Origin of the sequence: Bulleidia sp. zg-1013, assembly GCF_019798045.1 — a bacterium.
Taxonomy (GTDB): domain Bacteria; phylum Bacillota_I; class Bacilli_A; order Erysipelotrichales; family Erysipelotrichaceae; genus Bulleidia.
The window spans coordinates 93920-114570 of record NZ_JAGXEX010000002.1 but is presented as its reverse complement, the minus strand read 5'-3'; the positions used below and the strand labels follow the sequence as shown (position 1 = coordinate 114570).

Here is a 20651-nt window from a genome sequence, read left to right as displayed (position 1 = left end):
CTCTTTCTTACTGTTGTTTTAATAATTCCGATAACTTCGGCATTAATTGCTGTTTACGAGAAATAATTTTCGGATCAAAACCGCTATGGTCATCAATAATGGTTTCCAATAAATCCTTTAACACATAGCCCATTGGACCACCATACACAAAGTAAGAACCATTGCCCAAGACATCGGTAAATAACATAACTAATAAATCCAAATCTTTCTTCTCTTGTTCCTTGAAAACCTGTTCTTTCATCTTTGGTATCAAGGATTGCACTTCTTCTGTATGGGAGAAATTTGTTTGCCCAATCGCAATGTGATAATGATCCACATCGTAGAACTTCAAATCGCGGTAAAGAATATCCTTTGGGGTTGAATCCTTTAAAGCAACTGAAGCCGCCAGCATTTCAATCGCATAAGCATTCACATCTTCAATTTCCGCAATCTTAGCCAAATAGTCCACTGTGTCTCGATCTTCTTGCGTTGTTGTTGCTGACTTAAAATTCAAGGTGTCTGATAAAATAGCGGACATCATTATCCCTGCCATTTGTTTGGATGGTGCTAAACCAGCTTCTTTGTATAAAAGATTAACAATCGTACAAGTACAGCCACAACGATGATTGCGGTATTCAATTGGATGACTCGTTGTAATATCACCAATATGATGATGATCCACAATCGCTACAATATCCCCCTTATCAATATTTTGCATCGATTGATTGGTCGCGGAATGGTCTACCAAAGCAATTTGTAACTTATGATAATTTCTTGTATGGTATCGTGAAACTCCACCAACGATATCCCCCTTATCATTTAAAACCGGATAGGAACGCACACGTGAATGATTCATCTTCACAGCAACATCTTCCACATACTCCATATCCAAAAAAGTGATTGGATTAGCTGACATAATTTGTTCCACTGAATAACTCTCGTTGATAACAGCTGCCGTGTGCATGGTACTTTCAGATGTTTCAATAATGGCACAACCCCAACGCTTCGCTTCATTAATCACCTCTAACGATGCACAAGTCGCCATCGTTAAGATAAGACACTTAGCTCCCTCTCGAATCGCATCGATTTGGCGCGTTGAACCCACCGACATCATCACAATACAATCCCTTAATTCATAGGGGCTATCTTCCATCTTTTCCACTGTAATCACATGAACTTGACCATTAAAGCTGAAATGTTCCGGTTGAAAACGAATGTGACCACCAATGGTTCTTGAAATGTTCGCTAAAGTAGCGGTCTTCATCAATTGTTCTAAGTCTGTTTCCGGATGAAAACGAAAACGCGATAAATCAGAAGTTGTGCAAACCCCTTTTAACCTTCCCTCGTCATCCACAACAAACAGACTTCTATTTTGTGTATTTTCCATCAAATGCCAAGCATGATGAACTGTCTCATGTGTTTTGATGGTCGTTGGTGTATCCAATTCAATATCACACAAACGAGCTCTAGCATCCGTCATCAATAAAGGATTATCCAAACCAAAACGCTTTAAAATAAACTTCGTTTCTTCATTTAATGGTCCTTGTCGACAAGGTAATGCTTTTCTTCCTGTTTCATTCAATAAATTCGCATACGCAATGGCACTACAAATCGCATCACTATCCGGATGCCGATGACCACTCACATAAATTGTTTCATTTAACATTAATAACTTAATACCTCATTTCCTTCTTCAGTGATTAAGATCGTATATTCCCATTGGGCAGAATCTTCGCCATCTCTGGTTGAAATTGTCCAATCATTATAAGGATCGATGACCACGCCGGCTCCACCTGCATTAATCATTGGCTCAATGGTAATCACCATGCCGGGAACTAAAACCATGCCTCTTCCTTTCTGACCAATATGAGCAACGAAAGGATCTTCATGGAATTCCAAGCCAACGCCATGACCACCAATATCGCGAACAATCGAATAACTGGTTTTTTTGATGTAATTTTGTATAGCATAACCAATATCACCCACATGAGCCCATGGTTGGGCCGCCTTTAAGCCCATTTCCAAAGCTTCTTTCGTAACTTCGCAAAGTTTCTTCCTTGCTTCTGAAACCTCACCGATGTAAAACATTCTCGAAGCATCCCCATAATAACCATCCACAATCGTTGTACAATCCACATTGATGACATCCCCATCATGAAGTTTCTTTAATCGCGTTGGAATACCATGACAAACTTCTTCATTCACAGAAGTACACACGTGCTTTGGAAAGCCTTCAAAATGATAAGGGGCACAAATACCACCATTTTGTTCGGTGAATTCAGCCACAATATCATCAATTTCTTGTGTGCTCATACCCACATGAATGTGTTTTTCAACTTCATCTAATACAGCTGTATTCAAGGTAGCGGCTTTACGAATGCCTTCAATCATGGTTGGTCTTTTGATATACTTATCGGCAATCACCGTTTCCCCATGTCTTCTTAGCATCTGCATTTTTTCTAAGATATGACTGGGAATGGGTTCTTGTTCCATGATTTCTTTCCATTTTTTTTGATCCATATTTTCTCCTATTCGTTTGTACTACCAATACCACCATTACGCATGGTTTCAACTTCCTCTTCTTCTGCTAAACCATATTGCACAAAAATCCCCTGCACAAAACGATCACCGGCTTTTAAATCCACTGTCTTGGATGCATGCACTTTCACTAAAATATGACCCTCATTATCCGATTGATAATAATCACGATCAATAACACCAATACTATTATCCAAGGCCAAACGGCACTTAAATCCCAAAGAAGATCTTGGTACCACTAGTAAAACATAACCGACCTTTATTCTAGCACGAATTCCTGTTGGAATTAGCTGACCTGCCTGATTTATATTGACATCCAGAGGACAAACAAAATCATAACCAGCTGAACCGGCCGTACTACGCTTTGGTAATTGTACAAACTGATACGCCTTCTCAATCTCTTCTTCACCATAGCCTTGTTTTAAAAAATCTTTTTTAAATTGTTCATAACTCACTTTTTCAAATTTTGCGATAGCCATAATTCATCCTTTCATCATTTCAATAAAGAACTGCACCAACACATATTCATTTGGATAAATATTCAAAGCCTCTTCTTCATTCATCCATTCCCTGCCCGAAACTTTTGTTTGTAATAATGCCTCAAAGGCCTCTCCAGGATTTAATCCCTTCTTCTTTTTTAAAGAAATATGTTCTATCAAAGCCTCTTTAAAGGCTATCAGTAATTCATTCTTCAAGGCTTCATAGGAATAGATGATTTCATCATTCAAATTAGCGAAAACCATTATTTCTTCTAAAAAAGAAATGAATAGACCTTTTTCATCCAATTGTTTCTCAAGACTAAAAGCTAAAGCTCTTTCTTGAATATAACCGGCATGAATATGACTATCTTTCGTATGAATCACTTCAATCTTTCTTTCATAACGAAGTAAATTCACAAAGAAAGAGCGGAAAAACTGAGGTGTTGGAAAATGTTGGAAAGTATAATGATAACCATCATAATCCCCGAGTGCTTTCCTAGTTTCAAGATAACCTAAGCGACGATTTCTAGCCAACATCTTCACATCAAATTCTAAGAAATGAGGTAATTCTAAATGTGGGTGCACATAGGTAATAAAAGGAACACCGACACATTCCGGATGTAGTGGCTTTTCACCTAAATCCACCACAAATAATTCATCAGCCCCTTTTTGTAAAGCACAATCAATCGGCACATTATCAAAGTAGCCACCATCAATGTAGTCTTCCCCATCAATCGTACATACTGGAAAAGCCGGGTAGGCAGAAGCACTGGCTAATAACCATTCTTTGCCATGTACCTTCATCATTTCTTTATTCACATAAACGCCGGATTTATCTTTTGCTCGAGCTACCACAATCCCGAAATCAATCGGACTAGAGAAAAACTTTTCTTCGTCATAATAATCATCAATCATCTGCTTTAAAGGACTGACATCCAATCCTTTTTGTTGAAAATAAGCGCGGATACTAGTAGACAAATTTTTGCGTTGTTCAATCAATGTATGAAACTTCAAGTCATCAGGAATGAAATTTTGAACAATTTGGTCTCTTGTTAGTTGGGCATACATATCTTTCATCTTATCCCAATCGTTTTGAACCAATAATAAGGCATTTAAAGCACCGACCGATGTTCCACAAATCAAATTAAAATGATACGCATCTCTTTCTTTCAATGCTTCTACCACTCCAAGTTCAAAGGCCCCCTTTGTGCCACCGCCAGATAAAACTAAGGCTCTCATTTCTTTTCACCTCTTTTTGTTCATCATAGCACAAAACCCTAAACTCATTATATAATGGGATGAGTAAAAAGGAGTTTTTAACATGAAATTACGCATTGGTGTTTTTTTTGGTGGTGAGTCGGTTGAACATGAGGTATCAATTATTTCTGCCCAGCAAGCCATCCATGCCTTAGATAAGAATAAATATGAAGTCATCCCTCTTTATATCGCAAAAGATCGTAAAATTTATTACAATTTAGAAAAATTTTTCGCAGTGGAAAGTTTCACTAATCTTCCGGCTCTATTAAAGGAAAGTACACAGGTAACTTTGGTTAATTTAGGTAATGAATGTGTCATTCGTCCAATTCATACCGGTCTTTTTCAAAAAAAGGATTTAGGAAATATTGATTTAGCTATCCCTGTTATACATGGCACTACCGGTGAAGACGGTATCATTCAAGGTCTATTTGAAATGCTGAAAATCCCTTTTGCGGGGTGTGATATTTATGGGTCTGTTGTTGGTCAGGATAAAGTATTCCAAAAACATATTCTTCATGACAATCACTTACCAATTACACCTTGGTTTTGGGTTTATGGACAAGATATTGAAAACTATCAAACACAAATCTTAGAAAAAGTGAATACCCTAGGCTATCCGGTCATTTTAAAACCGGCTCGTACGGGGTCTTCAATCGGCATCTCCGTTGCTCATAATCATGAAGATTTTTTGGAATCATTTAAAGACGCAAGGCGTTATGATGAAAAAGTTATTATTGAAAAAGTTATCAAACCAATGCGAGAAATCAACTGTTCTGTAATTGGTGATTATACCGGTTCAAAGGCTTCCGTTTTAGAAGAAGTAACCCAGCAAGAAAAGGAATTATTAGACTTTGATAAAAAGTATGGAGCTGGGGGGAGTAAAGGGGATTCTGGTATGGCGGCGACTTCAAGAATGGTGCCCGCTCCTTTATCTAACGAAGAAACAAAATACATTCAACAACTGGCAAAAGACACTTTCCGTGTTTTAGATTCAGCTGGTGTTTGTCGTATTGATTTCATTATGGATGCTGAAACAAAGAAAATTTATGTGAATGAAATTAATACTATTCCCGGCTCCCTTGCTTTCTATTTATGGCAAGAAGAAGATGTTGATTTCACTAAGCTAATGAACCAACTGATTACCCTAGCTTTAGATAGAGAACGTCGTCGTAATCAATTAACCACTTCTTTTTCATCTAATATCTTGGAAAATATGGCAAAAGGTGGTAGTAAGGGTTCTAAAGGAAGTAAAACTTCATCTCGATAAGGATAGCTTTGGAAAAATGCCGAACTTTCTATATAATGGAACTATAAGAAAGCGAGGTTATTATGTCAACTCCACACAATAGTGCTGAAAAAGGTCAATTTGCGAAAACTGTCTTAATGCCCGGTGATCCATTACGAGCAAAATTCATTGCTGAAACATTCCTGGAAAATCCTGTCTTAGTGAATAACGTTCGTGGTATCCAAGGCTATACAGGAACTTGGAAAGGTAAGCCGGTATCCGTTATGGCTTCTGGTATGGGTATGCCATCCATTGGTATTTATAGCTATGAGCTATTCAAGGATTATGATGTTGAAAATATCATCCGTATTGGTTCTGCCGGGGCTTATGTTCCGGAGTTAAAGATGTTTGATGTTATCTTAGCCAATGCGGCTTATTCTGAAAGTAGTTATGCAAAGGTACAATCAGGTTATGAAGATGAATATGGTTATCCATCGAAAGAACTAAATGAAAAGCTATTGAGAGCAGCTAAAAATTTAGATATTCCCGTTCATGAAGGTGTTATTCATAGCTCAGATGTTTTCTACAACGAAGCTAAGAGTCGCCTTGAAGAATTAGTCAATGAGAAACATTGTCTTTGTGTTGAAATGGAAAGCTTTGCGTTATTCAACAATGCTCGTATCTTAGCTAAGAATGCGGCTTGTTTATTAACCATCTCCGATAGTGTTGTCTCTCATGAAGCAACCAGCGCAGAAGAAAGACAAACCAGTTTCACCCGTATGATGCAAATTGCTCTTGATGCAGCCATTGCGGACTAGAAGTTAAAAAGAAATGGAAATCCATTTCTTTTTAACTATCTAAGTAAATGTGATCAATATTCAAGTGATAAATCACATCTTTTCTTTCCACAACCACTTGTATTTTCTTGCGAATTTCATCGGTCATTTGTATACGATGAAGGAGTTCTCTGGTTGGATTGATACAGCTTGGATATCCGGTTTCCTCAAACATCGCAAAGTCACCGTTGGTATCTCCATATGAGTAGCACTCTTGTAAATTTAAATCATATTGTTTAGCTAATTGATGAATGGCTTTTCGTTTACTTTCAGCATCCCACATCGGAGTTACTTCTCCTGTGTAGTAACCCTTTTTATCCACATGGTAAATGGTTCCACGCCAATCATCAAATTCATATTTCTCTGCCATTTTCTTCACCAACGCATCCGGCGAACCGGAAATCGCAATAATTTTATGACCTAATTCTTTATGTTTCTTAATTTCATTACGGGTAAATTGATACACTCTTTCCCCCTTTTGTTGAATCACGCGATCCGCAATTAGAGTAATGTGTTCCGAAGAAATACCAACGGACACTTCCTTGAAAATAGCGACCATTTTCTGTAAATAATCATCATAGTCCCCTTGGCGTCGATCCCAAGCTAAATAAGCTGGTTGAACTTCATCACGCCAGCGTTCCCCTTCAATAATCTCATGGGTAACGAGCTTCTTAAAAACCTCGGTAATCAACCCTTCTCGATAAATTGTTCCATCAATGTCAAAAAAAGCGGCGACTTGGCTCATAGAAACACCTCCTTATTTTTTGCATTATACCACTAAACAGGAATTGAAATGAACTCAGAACAATTGTAGAATAGTGCTGTACACGTTGATGGAGAAGGCCTTAGAACAGAACCTTTTAGCGAGTCTATGATGGTGAAAGTTAGACAAGGGAAGTTGTATGTGCTAAAGACTCTGGAGTGAACCGGTGAAAAACGTTACTTTTGACTAAATAGGCGGAATAATTCCGTAAATTAGGGTTGGTACCACGAACAAGCACTTCGTCCCTAAACGAAGTGCTTTTATTGTCTTAAGGAGGTTATATGGCAAACAATCAGAAACAAGAATTACCATTAAACGACCAAATGCAAGCACGTTTAGATAAGATGAACGCCTTAGTTGAACAAGGAATTGCCCCTTTTGGTCAAGGATTCCACCAAGAATCCCATGCCCAAGAAATCAAAGATTTGTATGGATTTAAAAGCAAAGAAGAATTAGAAGAAAATCCAGTTGAAACAACCGTTGCCGGTCGTATCATGATGAAGCGCAGAATGGGTAAAATGGGTTTTATCTCCTTACTAGATAAGACTGGTCGCATTCAAATTGTGATGAATCAACGCATTGTTGGTGAAGAAAGCTATGAATTATTCAAAAAAAGTGATTTAGGGGACATCATCGGCATTAAAGGTTCTATTATGAAAACACAAACAGGTGAATTGTCACTTGAAGCGCATGAATACACTCACCTAACAAAAGCTTTACTGCCTTTGCCCGATAAATTCCATGGTCTGCAAAATAAAGAAGAAAGATACCGCCGTCGTTATTTAGACTTAATCACCAATGATGATTCCAGAAATGTGGCAATTTTAAGATCAAGAATTATTTCTGCTATTCGTCATTACATGGATTCCCAAGGTTATATCGAAGTTGAAACACCTGTTTTACAACCTTTATTAACTGGTGCATCAGCTCGTCCTTTTATCACACACCATAATGCTTTAGACCGTGATTTCTATCTTCGTATTGCAACGGAATTACCTTTGAAGCGATTAATTGTTGGTGGTTTGGAACGTGTATATGAAATTGGTCGTATTTTCCGTAACGAGGGAATGGACTTAAAACATAATCCTGAATTCACTACTATGGAAGCTTATTGTGCTTATTCTGATATGCAAGGCATGATGGATTTAACCGAAGGTCTTTATGAAAATGTAGCGATGGAAGTCTTTGGTAAGACAGACTTTGTATTCATGGGCAAGACAATTTCTTTAAAACCACCATTCAAGAAATGGAATATGGTCGATGCAGTCAAGGAATGCACCGGTATTGATTTCTGGAAAGAAATGTCTGTAGAAGAAGCCCTTCAATTAGCGAAAGAACATCATATTGAAGTAGAAGAGCACCAAAAGTCCGTTGGTCATATCATTAGTTTATTCTTTGAAAAATTCTGTGAAGATAAGATTGAACAACCAACCTTTATTTGGGGTCATCCAATCGAAGTTTCCCCACTGGCGAAAAAAGGTAAAGACCCTCGTTTCACAGAGCGCTTTGAATTAAGCATTATGGGTATTGAGATGAACAACGCTTTCTCTGAGTTAAATGATCCAATTGACCAGAAACAGCGTTTCTTAGATCAATTAGTTGCTAAAGAGGCTGGGGATGAAGAAGCTTCAGAAATGGATCAAGACTATGTAGAAGCCTTAGAATATGGTCTTCCTCCAACAGGTGGTATTGGCTTTGGGATTGACCGTTTCGTTATGTTACTGACAGGAAATGAGTCCATTCGTGATGTTCTCTTATTCCCAACCATGAAGCCTTTAGGAACAGAAGGAAAGAAATTATCGAGTTCAAAGGATGATGGTTTCTTTATAGCAAACGAAAAACTTGATTTCTCAAAAGTTAAGATTGAGCCTTTGTTTGAAGAAGAAGTTGATTTTGAAACTTTCTCTAAATCTGATTTCCGCGCTGTTAAAGTGAAAGCTTGTGAAGCTGTTCCTAAATCCACTAAGCTATTGAAGTTTACTTTAGATGATGGCTCTGGTGTTGACCGTATTATTCTATCGGGGATTCATATGTACTATGAACCAGAAGAATTGCTTGGCAAAACCTTAATCGCAATCACAAATCTGCCGGCCCGTAAGATGATGGGAATTGATTCTTGTGGGATGATTATTTCCGCTATACACACTGAAAAGGAAGAAGAGGTACTTCATGTCTTAATGGTGGATAATCATATTCCGGCCGGTGCTAAGTTATACTAAAACAAAAAGCTGTATGTGAATGAGGTGACCCCTTAAAGTTAGACTTTTTTACGAGACGACCTCGGTTGTCTCATTTTCTTTGGGTAGTTAAAAGATGATGCCTGTATTGAACAGGACTCCTCCATCCTAACTTTTCTTTTATTCGTTGCTCGTTATAACACTGTATAAATATTTCTATCTCTAATCTCAATTCATCAAAACTATAGTACACAACATCATGTTGCTTTTTGATTTCAATAAAAGCACATCTTCTTTTCCCTTTAATAAATGGACCTTAGATACTTAAAAATATTCACTTAGTAATATCATTTTATCTAAATCAGGAAAACTGTATTCTATGTCCCTTCATTATCAGTCTAAGTTTCCAACAATTAAGTCATGCTTCTCTACTACCTTGTAAGTACAGTTTTTCCACAGCCATGTCCGGTTATAGATTATCGTTTTAAATAGACAAAGCCTTCGCTATGCAAAATGCTATTTTTTCTATCACAGATACTACAACACTATTTCCTGCTTGCTTATATAATCTAGTATTGCTCAAATCTTTTGGTAATTTGAATGTTTTAGGAAAACCTTGAAGATTAAAACACTCACGAGGTGTTAATTTTCTTATACCTGTGTTACATCTTATCAAAGGAACATTGTGTCCTCCTGTCCCCATATTTGCTGTTAAGGTAGGACACACCTTACTTTTATTTTCTCTTACATAAATTCTACGCCACTGATAAATTGTATGTGACGTTTTCATATTATTCTCTAACTCGTTAAAAAATTTACAATTTTCACTCGTGTAATAATATTTACTATCTTGTTTATGTTTAAAATCAATAACATCAGATAATTTTGTTTCCATTAAAATGGGCAATGGGAAATGAAATTTTTCGTATTCTAAGTCATTTAGAAATCCAACAATGTAAATTCTTTCCCTATTTTGAGGAATATTTCCATATTCACAAGCATTTAAAACTTGTTGTTGCACTTTATATCCTAAGTCATTCAATTCTTCCAAAATTACTCTAAATGTATTCCCGTTATCATGGCTTACCAAATTTTTTACGTTTTCAAAGAAAACAACTCTAGGTTGTTTATTTAGTTTTCTTTTTTCTTTCAAAATTCTAACCATCTCAAAAAATAATGTTCCTCTGCCTTTTTCATCATCAAAACCCTGTCTATATCCTGCCAAAGAGAATGATTGACACGGAAAACCGCCAACCATAATATCAAAATTAGGAATTTCTTTTCCTTTCACATCTTTGATATCTCTTACATCAACTTTTAAATTGAAATTACTTTCATATGTTATAGCAGGATATTTATCAATTTCATTTGCATAGACAATCTCAAAGAGACCAGTATTCTCAAAACCTAAGTCAATTCCTCCTACACCTGAAAAAAAACTACCTACTGTCCTTTTTTTCATACGTTTTCCTCCTTGTTTAAATTATTTGCGGCACGCCGCACATTTATAGCAGAAAAGAAAGGAATGCTCCTGCTCCTCTCTGCTATTTCTTGCGTTCAATCGTTTTATCTCGAATGTTGAAAATTACATCAGGTTCTAACTGATAGGCTTCAACAACCATTTTTTGAATTGAAAATCTAGGTCTACGACCTTGCTTTTGCTGATCTTCAACAATTTGGGTTGAATTAACCTTTATGCTTTTTAATTTTTCAGAGTTAATCCCTGTGCGATATATTTTTAACACATCATCGTATTTCTCTAGTCTAACAAAAACCAAATCATCAAAACGTTCAGAGGGACTAAAACTATTAGGTGCAGAAGTTTTTTCTGCACTACTTCCTTTAATTTCAATAATCAAAGGATTATTTGGGTCAGCCATATCAACCGCATCACCCTCGCTACCTTTTTTGTTTACCTAGAAATAACTCTTTTTCTCTTTCATCTGTGGATGGTTTCCTACATAATAAAATAAATGGAGGCATTTTTATAATTATTTCAACTGAAATAATGAAATGCTGTTGATACCATAATAAACACTAGATAGGAGAAAAAAATTATGCCGTGTACCACCTTATTAGTTGGTAAAAAAGCCAGTTATGATGGCTCAACCCTGATGGCTAGAAACGAAGATTCCCCAGCTGGAGAATTTACAGCCAAGAAATTTGTGGTCGTTCATCCGGAAGAGCAACCAAAAACATATCAATCGGTTTTATCTCATGTGGAAATTCCATTACCGAAAAATCCTATGCGTTATACCGCTATGCCCGATGCTTTAGGCAAAATGGGTATTTGGGCAGCGACTGGTGTCAATGAAGAAAATATCGCCATGACGGCAACGGAAACCATTACTTCCAATGAATTAGTTCTGGCAGCGGATCCTTTGGTTGAATACAAGACCGCAACGGATAATCGTCCTGAAATCATTGGTGGCATTGGTGAAGAAGACATCGTCACCCTTGCCCTGCCTTACATTCATTCCGCTCGTGAAGGTATTTTACGCCTAGGTTCTTTATTGGAAAAATATGGTACTTATGAAATGAATGGGATTGCCTTTCAAGATGTGGATGAAATCTGGTGGTTAGAAACCATTGGTGGTCACCATTGGATGGCAATTCGTGTACCTGATGATCAATACGTTGTTATGCCTAACCAATTAGGAATTGACCATTTTGACTTTGCGGATGCTTATGGAAATGCTGAGAATTATCTATGTTCTAAAGATTTAAAAGACTTTGTGCAAGATAATTTCTTAGACTTATCCTTAGATGGAACTTTCAATCCGCGATGGACTTTTGGTTCTCATGCGGATGCTGACCATGTGTATAACACACCAAGAGCTTGGATGATGCTAAAATACTTTAACCCAAACACCTATCAATGGGATGGTGAACATGCCGATTACAAACCAGAAATGGATAGTTTACCATTTGCTTTAAAACCAGAAAGAAAGATTACGATTGAAGATGTAAAATACGTTCTTTCTCATCATTATCAAGGGACTGATTTTGATCCCTACAGCAACCACGCTAATCCTTTATTAAAAGGAAAATATCGTCCTATTGGTATTAACCGTAATAACTTCTTATCCTGTACGCAAATTCGCCCTTATATGCCAAAGGAAAATCGTTCAATAGAATGGGTTTGTTATGGATCAAATGTATTTAATGCTTTTGTGCCTTTTTATACCACTATTGAGAAAACACCGGATTATTTAGCTAATACCACAGATGAAGTGACCACCGAAAACTTCTATTGGGCAAATCGTATTATTGCCGCCTTAAGTGATGCTCATTTTGCGGAAACAGCGAATACGATTGAACGCTACCAAAATACGGTTCAAACTCAAGGTCATGCCCTCATTCGTCAAAACGACCAACAATTCTTGGCAACGAAAGATATTTCCTTACTCCAACAAGCCAATGAAACCATTGCTCAAATGGCAAAAAAAGAAACATATCTAACTTTAGATAAGGTTCTATATACAGCCAGCTTGTTGATGAAGAATGGATTCTCGCAATCGGATGCCTAAACAAGCCACAAAAATTTATCGGTTTTTATGTTCTTTATATGATAAAATTAAGTTATAAATAAGGGAGAAAATAGATGAAACATGTATTTATTTGTGAATCTTGCGATAAGATTCATATCTTAGAAGAGGGTGAAAAACGCTTTTGTGAAACCGACGGGAAACCTTACCTGGACACTGGATTAACAGAAGAAGAATGGAACACCAAATCGGATGAAGAAAAGGAAGTCCTCAAAAAAGAAGTTTTCAAAAAGTCCATTGATTTAGATAACATCAAAGAAAAGGCTCAACACACGCTTGGCAATGTCGTCAATGCAACGAAAAAATGGGATGAAAGCATCCCTAATGATTTTGCGGATAAAGAAAGGTTAAAAGTACAAGGCATTTCGTTGAATCTAAGTGAAATCATTTATTTAGTGGGATTTGTGTCTGTTATCTTAGGAAGTATCTTGCCCTACTATTCAATGCTTGGCAAATCCATGAATTTAATCGCACCAACAGGTAGTCTTGGTGGTGGTTTTATTTTCTTTATTCTAGCTATTGCCGGTATCGCTACAATCTTTTTTAAACAAAAAATTCAATGGAAATATAAATCCTATATTCTGCCCGGATTGGCTTTGATTACCATTTTACTTGGCTTCATTACTACTGGGCAAATCAATAAAACCCTTCAAGAAATCAGCTCTCTGGGTTCTGCCTTTGGTTTAGGTAAAAAAATGACTTCTTCTCTTTTACAAAAAGGAATCGGCTATTACCTATTCCAATTAAGTCGCCTTGTCTTAATTGCCGGTATTATTTTAGAAGCTTATAAATTCTACAAACAAAATGCCTCAAAGACCAGTAAATAAATTTGGATGAATTTCCCTATCCTTCCTTGGAATGTCATAGAAGGAACAAATGTGAAGGCTTGGCGTACATTGGGCTTGGGCTTATTCACGATAACCGCTTGTCGATGGCGTTTGTGATTCGCAACAATACTGAAAAAAAGTATTAGTCCTATTCATTAAAGAAAGGAGAAGAAATGATTTCTTCTCCTTTTTCCATTCTTCTCTTCCTATTATTTTAATCGAATGGTTAAATACGTTGTTCCAAAACGTTGGTCAGCCAATTCATCAAAAAAGTTATCCACCTCTCGTTCTCCAAATGTATTAATCAATTCTGCATAGGAAATTTCCTTTAATTTCGTCAAAAAATAAATGGGACTTAAAATTTCCGTGGTCTGAAATAATTCATGATTATCCTCAATAATGATGGCCTTTTGTTCATCATCCACATTCCGATTATAAACAGCTAAAAGATCCTTGACTAACATTGTACGACTTACTCCCTTTCCCCTATTCATTATAGCACCATTCATTCCAGGCACTTCAAAAAACTACAATAATCGCTTTTGGTAGCCACCACTAATATCCAAGACACTGGTCGTTATCACAAAAGCCTCCTTATCTAAACGACGAATATCCTTTTTCACGTCATTCACTTCTGATTTATCTACGATTACCACAAGCACTTCGGTTTGTTGGTTGGTATAAGCTCCTTTACCATCCCAACAAGTGACTCCCCGACCATACTCTTTCATAATCTTTTCTTTGACAGTCGGATTATGTGTAAAAATCATTAGTTTGATTTCAATATTTTGTAAGTGCCAGCGGTCGATTGTTAACGAAAATACCACAATATAAATAATCGAATACAAAGCTGTTTGAACATTAAATAACAGCGCCATAGCCATATATAAAAGTACGTTATACAAGGTATTAAATTTACCAACAGAGATGGATTTACTCTTTGAACTCATATATAAACCCAATAAATCCAAACCACCAGCACTGGCCCCATTACTTAAAATCAAACCACAGCCAACACCACCTAAAATACCGGCTATCGCAATACCCGCTAATTTATCATCTAAAATAGGTTTTTTCGGCATCATAAAGTAAGTAAATACCAATGTTTGAAGAATGACCGAAACAATCGTACCAACCACCATTCTTTTTTTCATGGTTTTATAGGCTAATATCAACAAAGGAATATTAAATAGCAAGTTAATCAAACCTGCTAAATCCATTTGTGTAACATGCGCAAAAAATAATGTTCTTAATACTTGGGAAGTACCTGGTATCCCTCCCGAATAAAGCGTTAATGGTAATAAAAAATAATTCACAGAAAAAGCGTATATAGCGGATCCTAAGACAATCATCATCATATTCTTAACGCTAACTCTTTTCGGCTTTATCAAAACCATATCTGACATACAAAATCCCCTATTCTCAGATAATAATAATGAAATAAAAAAAGGCTTTCAAGATGAAAAAAGAAGGAAAATTACTTTCCTTCTTCCTTGTAGGAATAAAAGCCTTCCTTTGCGTTAACCCCTGTTTTACCTGCATCTAAATACGCTTTCAACATTGTTGCCACACGCCCTGCCGGTGTTTGAGGGTCACTTGCGCTTGGCTTCATCATTTGAATGTTATAAGCCGTTTGTAAGCCAACAATATCGAGAATACGGAAGGGACCAAGCGGAGATCCTGTTCCTAACGTCCAAGCCTTATCAATATCTTCTACATTACCAACACCATCAGCCAATAACTGTTGCGCGGCACTTAAGAACGGCACCAACATAGAATTTAATAAATAACCCGGCTGTTCCTTAAAGAGCTTTAAAGGAACCATGTGGATACTTTGAGCAAAGTCTACGACAGCATCGAAAGAGTTTTTATCCGTTTCATCATGACCCATAATTTCAGCCGTGTTTTGACGCCAAATATGATTTGCAAAATGAAGAGCTAGATAATTCTCTTTATTCTTTATACATGACTTGAATTGACTTGGCAATAAAGTCGAAGAGTTCGTTGCTATTACGACATCATTCTTTGTGTAATCATTTAATTTCGTATAGAAATCTTTCTTTTCTTCCACATTTTCTGCGATTGCTTCAATAATAAAATCCGCATCCGCAAAACCTTCTTGCCAATCAGTTGTTAAAACAATGTTCTGATAGGCTTTCTTAAAGTTTTCAATCAAAGCATCCATTTCTGAAACACTAAGTTTCTTTTGTCTGCTCAAACCAGGAAAGTAATGTTTCCCATCTTTCATACTTTCTAAATCGGCGATGTATAAATCTCTATACCTTTCTAGCTTTGGTTTAGTACGAGTGATAGAATCCTCACTTCTAAGCCATATCGTTGTTTTATATCCACTGTAAGCTACCTGCAAAGCAATTTGGCTACCTAAAACACCACCACCTGCAATTGTCACATTTTTCCAATTCATTATATGAATACCTCCTTTACCCTCATTATACGGATGAAAAAAAATAGTACTCTTATAATGCCCAAGAAAAAAGAACTCAGTCATCTGAATTCTTTACATAATCTTCTTTATTTAAGTCAAAGAGATGACGCATACCTCGATACGCTAAGTCACCATCATATTCATCAATTTCTTGCAACTCTTTAGCAATGACTTTACCAAGACCACCCGTCGCTACCACATAAGCTTCTTCATCATTCAATTCTTTCTTAGCCGTTTGAATGATTTCTCTAACTGCACCTAGGTAACCATACACCATTCCCGCTTGCATACCTGTTACAGTACTTGTTCCCAAAATGGAGTTTGGTTTTTTAATCTCTACTTCCGGTAATTGAGCAGTTTGACTGGTTAAAGCGGCTGCCGAAATACCTAAACCCGGTTGAATAATAACATACTTAAAATCCCCTTTTTCATCCACATAGTCATAGGTTGTTGCTGTTCCAAAGTCAACAACAATACCACCCTTAGAATGAAAATGATGAATATAGGCACAATTCACAATTCGATCCGCACCAACTTGTTCCGCATATGGTGTTACCAATTGAAAGTTTAATTTCATCTTATGGTTAACCATCATCGTATTACAATGCAAATACTTTTTAAAAGCAGAAATCAAAGAATAATTTAACTTTGGCACAACGGAGGATAAAATGACTCCCTCTAAATCCGCCACTTCCACATCAGCCTTGTCCATCAAATTCATTAAAAAGAAACCATATTCATCTGATGTTCTAGGTGTCTTTGACATCAAACGAAAGCGATCCACTATCGTATTCCCTTGCATTAGAGCAATCGCAATATTCGTATTCCCCACATCCACACACACTAACATCCTCTTAATCCCCTTTGCTGATTTGGTCGATGATTTTCTTCGCCAATTCTTTTTTTGTCAACAAGCCTAAATCCACTTGGGTGCTCTTTGACAAGATATAGCCATGATTGGTATCCCCGGCAAAACCGGAGCCAACTTCACGAATAGAATTCGCAACTAAGTAATCACAATTCTTTTTCATGAGCTTCGCTTGTGCATTTTCTAATAAATTTTCAGTTTCCATCGCAAAGCCAACCAGAATTTGCGTTGCTTTTTTCTTTTCACCTAAAGTAGCTAGAATATCGGTTGTTCTTTCTAAGGTTAATGTCCAAGTTGAATCTTGTTTCTTAATCTTTTCTTCCTTTATTTCTAATGGACGATAATCCGCTACCGCAGCTACCATAATCGTTATATCTGCTTGCTCAAAATGAGAAAACACGGCATCCGCCATTTCTTTTGCGGATTGAACGGGAATAACTTCCATATCCTTTGGTTGTCCCAAGCGAACTGGTCCACTAACCAGATAAACCTTTGCGCCACGATTTCTCGCTTCCTTCGCTAAAGCATAGCCCATCTTTCCCGAAGAATGATTACTTAAATAACGAACCGGATCTAATGCTTCTAAAGTAGGTCCGGCACTGATTAAAACCGTCTTACCCAGTAAATCTTTTTCACGTACTAATAAACGTTCCATTTCTTCTATGATAGCTTCAGACTCCGGGAATTTTCCTTTTCCCACATCCCCACAAGCTAATAAACCTGTATCACTTTCCATCACCGAAATGCCATAGGACACTAATTTTTTAAGATTTTCTTGTGTCATTGCATTTTCCAACATATGTGTATTCATAGAAGGCACTATCAATTTGGGACAGGTTGACGCTAAAAAGCTACTTGTTAACATATCGTCCGCAAAACCATTCGCCATCTTAGCAATCGTATTTGCCGTAGCTGGTGCGACCACAAATAAATCCGCCCATTTTGCAATTTCAATATGATGGACAAGAACGTCTTCACTCTTATCAAAAACATCCACATAGACCTTTTTCTTCGTTAATGTTTCAAAAGTTAAAGGAGTGATAAATTCACAAGCTGATTTTGTCATCAATACTTGCACTTCATAACCTTGTTTATTTAAACTAGTAACGAGGGATGCCGCTTTGAATGCCGCAATACCTCCTGTAATACCAAGTACAATATGTTTGTTTATCATACAATACCTCACTTGTGGATATTATAGCACGTCGAAAAGGAGAGCCTTTATGAAAACCTATTTAGTCGCATCTGATATTCATGGTTCACTTGATGCTTGTAAGAAAGTCATGGATGCTTACCATTTTCATCAAGTGGATGGAATTTTACTTTTAGGTGATCTTCTTTATCATGGTCCCCGCAATCATTTACCAAAGGATTACCAACCAAAAGAAGTCATTCAATTATTGAATACTTATCAAAAAGAAATCATTTGCGTGCGTGGAAATTGTGATTCCGAGGTTGACCAAATGGTCTTAAACTTTCCTATTACTGCTGATTATTCCTTCTTTCAGCTGGGCAATAAGCGTTGTTTCTTAAGTCATGGTCATATCTATGAACCCAAAAGTTATTCTTTCCTAAAGAAAGGTGATCTCTTTCTTTCTGGACACACGCATATTCCAAGCGTTAATTTAAAAGAAGATATTTATTTCTTAAACCCTGGTAGCGTCGCTATTCCCAAAGGCAATCATTTAGCTACTTATGCTCTATTAACTGAAGAGTATTTCCAAACCTACACTTTCGATCATCAAGCTTATTCTATTTCTTGTATTTTCAAAGCTGGGTAATCAGCTTTTTTCATAAAAAAAGAGCCTAAGCTCTTAGAGTTTATCGCAATCGACTAAGACATAAGCTTTTTCATCTGACATCATCGTTGCCAAACGTTGCACAAATTCTTCCGCTTTTTCCTTGTCTTTAAACACACGAATTGGTTCTAAACCATTATACATGTCGAAACTAACGTCGTAAGAACCATCATCTTCATACACACGACTAACGATAACCGCTTTAATTTGGTAACTATTATAATAAGTTACTTCTTTTTCTCGAACTACTTTTAGTAACATACACACTCTCCCTTTTTCTTAAGTATATTCTATTTTGATAAAAACCCAAAATGTTTTAAAGCTTGTGTAATACCTTCATCATCTACACTTGCCGTCACATAATCCGCTATTGCTTTGATATCTTCTTTTGCATTCCCCATGGCAATGCTCAATGTTGCCTTTTGAAGCATGGACTTATCGTTTCCACCATCGCCAAAACAAACCCATTCTTTTGAAAAGCCAAATAATTCGATTGCCTTTTCAATACCCTTCGATTTACCACCTTCTTCCGGTACCATATCCGCAAACACATCAATCCAACGTTGTGATTTCACAGCTGGAACGGCTTCTAAAAAGGCTTTATCCTCCTCTTCGGAGAAATAAGGACAAATTTGGTAAATCTTCTTTGCTAAAATTTCTTCCATGGAATTTGTTTCATAAAAGTTAGGTAAGTAAGGATTTTGTTTAAAACAATCCATCACTTTCTTATTCTGACAAACATAAAACGATTGATCTTTCGCAAAGTAAGCACAAACCGCTTCTTTTTTAGCCATATACGCAAAAGACTTACGCACACTTTCTTCCGGGATTGCTAAATCATATACACATTCCTTCTTAGCATTTAACACGTACTGCCCGTTCAATAATACATAAGCGTCCCAAGGAAAACGGATTAAAGAAGAATCAAGGCTTGGTAATTGAATGGGTGAACGACCGGAAGCGATGGCTAATTGAAAGCCTTTTTCCTTTAATTGATATAAGGATTGTAAGGTTTGTTTAGAAATACGATGTGTTTGAAAAGATAATAAAGTTCCATCAATATCAAAAAAAATTGTTTTCATACGATCATTTTAATCAATTGAACAACCAACGGTAATCCCATGGAAACGAATGTTATTTTCTGTATAAGAAATGTACAATCTTCCATAAAAATCCCTTAGCTCTTTTCCTTCTTTTTCTAATTTCTCCAAAATAGGCAAAAGAAGCGAGCGGTCTAATAAGAAAGGATCTTCAACATAAGCATAAACTGATAATTTTTTTCCACCTTGGAATTTTTGCACACTTGAATCCAAATCTAAGCCAATTAGTTTTCGCTTATTCTCTAAAATTCCTAAGCCCACTTGCGTTGGAATTCTATCTTTTCCATTTAAAATATCTTCTTTACGGATATGAATGGCTACATAGCTAAATGGTAACGCATCACTTAGCTCTTCAATGCTCTTTTTCTCCCTTTCACTTAGCTTCTTTTCTTCTGCTTGACCAAAGCTTTCAACCATATAATAATCATCCACATCGTATTCAAAGCATTGGTTATGCGTTTTCTCTGCTTGATCAACAAAGCGCATGATTTCTTGTAAGCGGGATAAGCGTTGTTTAGAGCGAAGAATTTCTAATTCCAGTTCTTTTTCTTCATTGTTAAAATTTTCGATACATTCCGCTAAGTTTGAATTCAAAGTTTGCTTGGTTTTATCAATACTAAAATGAAAGCCTCTTAAGGATTGGGCACTATAAATATTTAATGCGTCTAAATGATTATAATTACGGTAATTATTCGTTTCAACACGCGTACTTTCAGTAATATCAATTCGATCATAAAAACGAATTGTTGAATTTGGCAAACCAATTCTTTTCGCAAATTCATTTACTTTCATATTCTACAAACCTCCGG

Annotated in this window: 22 protein-coding genes; 6 read left to right on the top strand and 16 right to left on the bottom strand. The window is 36.6% G+C overall.

The genetic code is table 11. The features are described from left to right. Positions 1–7: 7 nt before the first annotated feature. The 4 genes from K7I92_RS02305 to K7I92_RS02290 are packed head-to-tail and all read right to left on the bottom strand — an operon-like array spanning position 8 to position 4235. Positions 8–1645, bottom strand: a complete 1638-nt coding sequence (locus K7I92_RS02305) for a putative manganese-dependent inorganic diphosphatase (RefSeq protein WP_220281891.1) — start codon at positions 1643–1645, stop codon at positions 8–10. Further along, the gene (map, locus tag K7I92_RS02300) at positions 1645–2499 is read right to left on the bottom strand and encodes a type I methionyl aminopeptidase (RefSeq protein ID WP_220281890.1); all 855 of its coding nucleotides are present in this window, start codon (positions 2497–2499) and stop codon (positions 1645–1647) included. Before map ends, K7I92_RS02305 begins: the two co-directional genes overlap by 1 nt. 8 nt (positions 2500–2507) lie before the next feature. Beyond that, entirely contained in the window at positions 2508–2996 is a 489-nt protein-coding gene (locus tag K7I92_RS02295; RefSeq protein WP_203244528.1) for a deoxyuridine 5'-triphosphate nucleotidohydrolase, read from the bottom strand. A gap of 3 nt (positions 2997–2999) precedes the next feature. Continuing rightward, positions 3000–4235: a patatin-like phospholipase family protein gene (locus K7I92_RS02290; protein ID WP_220281889.1), complete on the bottom strand. Its 1236-nt coding sequence runs from the start codon at positions 4233–4235 to the stop codon at positions 3000–3002. Between the two features lie 82 nt (positions 4236–4317). Between K7I92_RS02290 and K7I92_RS02285 the strand changes: the two genes are divergently transcribed. Next, positions 4318–5520 carry a D-alanine--D-alanine ligase family protein gene (locus tag K7I92_RS02285; RefSeq protein ID WP_220281887.1) on the top strand — a complete coding sequence of 401 codons (1203 nt, stop codon included), beginning with the start codon at positions 4318–4320 and terminating at the stop codon, positions 5518–5520. Positions 5521–5582: 62 nt separating this feature from the next. Beyond that, on the top strand, positions 5583–6296 hold the full coding sequence (gene deoD, locus K7I92_RS02280) for a purine-nucleoside phosphorylase (protein ID WP_220281886.1): 714 nt from the start codon (positions 5583–5585) through the stop codon (positions 6294–6296). Between the two features lie 31 nt (positions 6297–6327). On the opposite strand, the gene K7I92_RS02275 is transcribed toward deoD, so the two are convergent. After that, positions 6328–7059, bottom strand: coding sequence for an HAD family phosphatase (locus K7I92_RS02275; protein WP_203244532.1), 732 nt, complete (start codon positions 7057–7059; stop codon positions 6328–6330). 299 nt (positions 7060–7358) lie between these two features. Here K7I92_RS02275 and lysS point away from each other — a divergent pair, with 299 nt between their 5' ends. Next, positions 7359–9296 carry a lysine--tRNA ligase gene (gene lysS / locus K7I92_RS02270; protein ID WP_203244533.1) on the top strand — a complete coding sequence of 646 codons (1938 nt, stop codon included), beginning with the start codon at positions 7359–7361 and terminating at the stop codon, positions 9294–9296. 70 nt (positions 9297–9366) lie between these two features. On the opposite strand, the gene K7I92_RS07620 is transcribed toward lysS, so the two are convergent. From K7I92_RS07620 to K7I92_RS02255, 3 genes are all read right to left on the bottom strand, one after another. Beyond that, positions 9367–9507 carry an IS3 family transposase gene (locus K7I92_RS07620; protein WP_220281884.1) on the bottom strand — a complete coding sequence of 47 codons (141 nt, stop codon included), beginning with the start codon at positions 9505–9507 and terminating at the stop codon, positions 9367–9369. A gap of 231 nt (positions 9508–9738) precedes the next feature. Continuing rightward, positions 9739–10716: a DNA cytosine methyltransferase gene (locus K7I92_RS02260; RefSeq protein ID WP_220281882.1), complete on the bottom strand. Its 978-nt coding sequence runs from the start codon at positions 10714–10716 to the stop codon at positions 9739–9741. An 82-nt stretch (positions 10717–10798) separates the two neighbouring features. Next, positions 10799–11134, bottom strand: coding sequence for a hypothetical protein (locus K7I92_RS02255; protein WP_220281881.1), 336 nt, complete (start codon positions 11132–11134; stop codon positions 10799–10801). A 177-nt stretch (positions 11135–11311) separates the two neighbouring features. On the opposite strand from K7I92_RS02255, the gene K7I92_RS02250 reads away from it, so the two are divergent. Continuing rightward, positions 11312–12784, top strand: coding sequence for a C69 family dipeptidase (locus K7I92_RS02250; RefSeq protein WP_220281879.1), 1473 nt, complete (start codon positions 11312–11314; stop codon positions 12782–12784). A 74-nt stretch (positions 12785–12858) separates the two neighbouring features. Continuing rightward, positions 12859–13629 (top strand): hypothetical protein, encoded by a 771-nt coding sequence (locus tag K7I92_RS02245; RefSeq protein ID WP_220281877.1) that lies wholly within the window; start codon positions 12859–12861, stop codon positions 13627–13629. 209 nt (positions 13630–13838) lie between these two features. Here the strand turns inward: K7I92_RS02245 and K7I92_RS02240 are convergent, their stop codons facing one another. From K7I92_RS02240 to coaBC, 5 genes are all read right to left on the bottom strand, one after another. Further along, positions 13839–14093, bottom strand: coding sequence for a hypothetical protein (locus tag K7I92_RS02240; protein ID WP_220281875.1), 255 nt, complete (start codon positions 14091–14093; stop codon positions 13839–13841). A 63-nt stretch (positions 14094–14156) separates the two neighbouring features. After that, complete coding sequence (locus tag K7I92_RS02235; protein ID WP_220281874.1) at positions 14157–15035, bottom strand: YitT family protein; 879 nt, start codon at positions 15033–15035, stop codon at positions 14157–14159. A gap of 71 nt (positions 15036–15106) precedes the next feature. Next, positions 15107–16054, bottom strand: coding sequence for a 3-hydroxyacyl-CoA dehydrogenase (locus tag K7I92_RS02230; protein WP_220281873.1), 948 nt, complete (start codon positions 16052–16054; stop codon positions 15107–15109). Positions 16055–16130: 76 nt separating this feature from the next. Beyond that, positions 16131–16925 carry a type III pantothenate kinase gene (locus K7I92_RS02225; protein WP_220281872.1) on the bottom strand — a complete coding sequence of 265 codons (795 nt, stop codon included), beginning with the start codon at positions 16923–16925 and terminating at the stop codon, positions 16131–16133. 4 nt (positions 16926–16929) lie between these two features. After that, the gene (gene coaBC, locus K7I92_RS02220; protein ID WP_220281871.1) at positions 16930–18117 is read right to left on the bottom strand and encodes a bifunctional phosphopantothenoylcysteine decarboxylase/phosphopantothenate--cysteine ligase CoaBC; all 1188 of its coding nucleotides are present in this window, start codon (positions 18115–18117) and stop codon (positions 16930–16932) included. Positions 18118–18166: 49 nt separating this feature from the next. Between coaBC and yfcE the strand changes: the two genes are divergently transcribed. After that, positions 18167–18724: a phosphodiesterase gene (gene yfcE / locus K7I92_RS02215; protein WP_220281870.1), complete on the top strand. Its 558-nt coding sequence runs from the start codon at positions 18167–18169 to the stop codon at positions 18722–18724. 33 nt (positions 18725–18757) lie between these two features. On the opposite strand, the gene K7I92_RS02210 is transcribed toward yfcE, so the two are convergent. Genes K7I92_RS02210 through K7I92_RS02200 form a run of 3 tightly spaced genes read right to left on the bottom strand, consistent with a single transcriptional unit; the run spans position 18758 to position 20634 of the window. Then, complete coding sequence (locus tag K7I92_RS02210; protein ID WP_203244543.1) at positions 18758–19003, bottom strand: hypothetical protein; 246 nt, start codon at positions 19001–19003, stop codon at positions 18758–18760. A gap of 29 nt (positions 19004–19032) precedes the next feature. After that, complete coding sequence (locus K7I92_RS02205; RefSeq protein ID WP_203244544.1) at positions 19033–19824, bottom strand: Cof-type HAD-IIB family hydrolase; 792 nt, start codon at positions 19822–19824, stop codon at positions 19033–19035. Between the two features lie 9 nt (positions 19825–19833). Beyond that, a complete protein-coding gene (locus tag K7I92_RS02200) occupies positions 19834–20634 on the bottom strand; it encodes a MerR family transcriptional regulator (RefSeq protein WP_220281869.1) in 801 nt (266 codons plus the stop codon). Between the last annotated feature and the right edge of the window lie 17 nt (positions 20635–20651).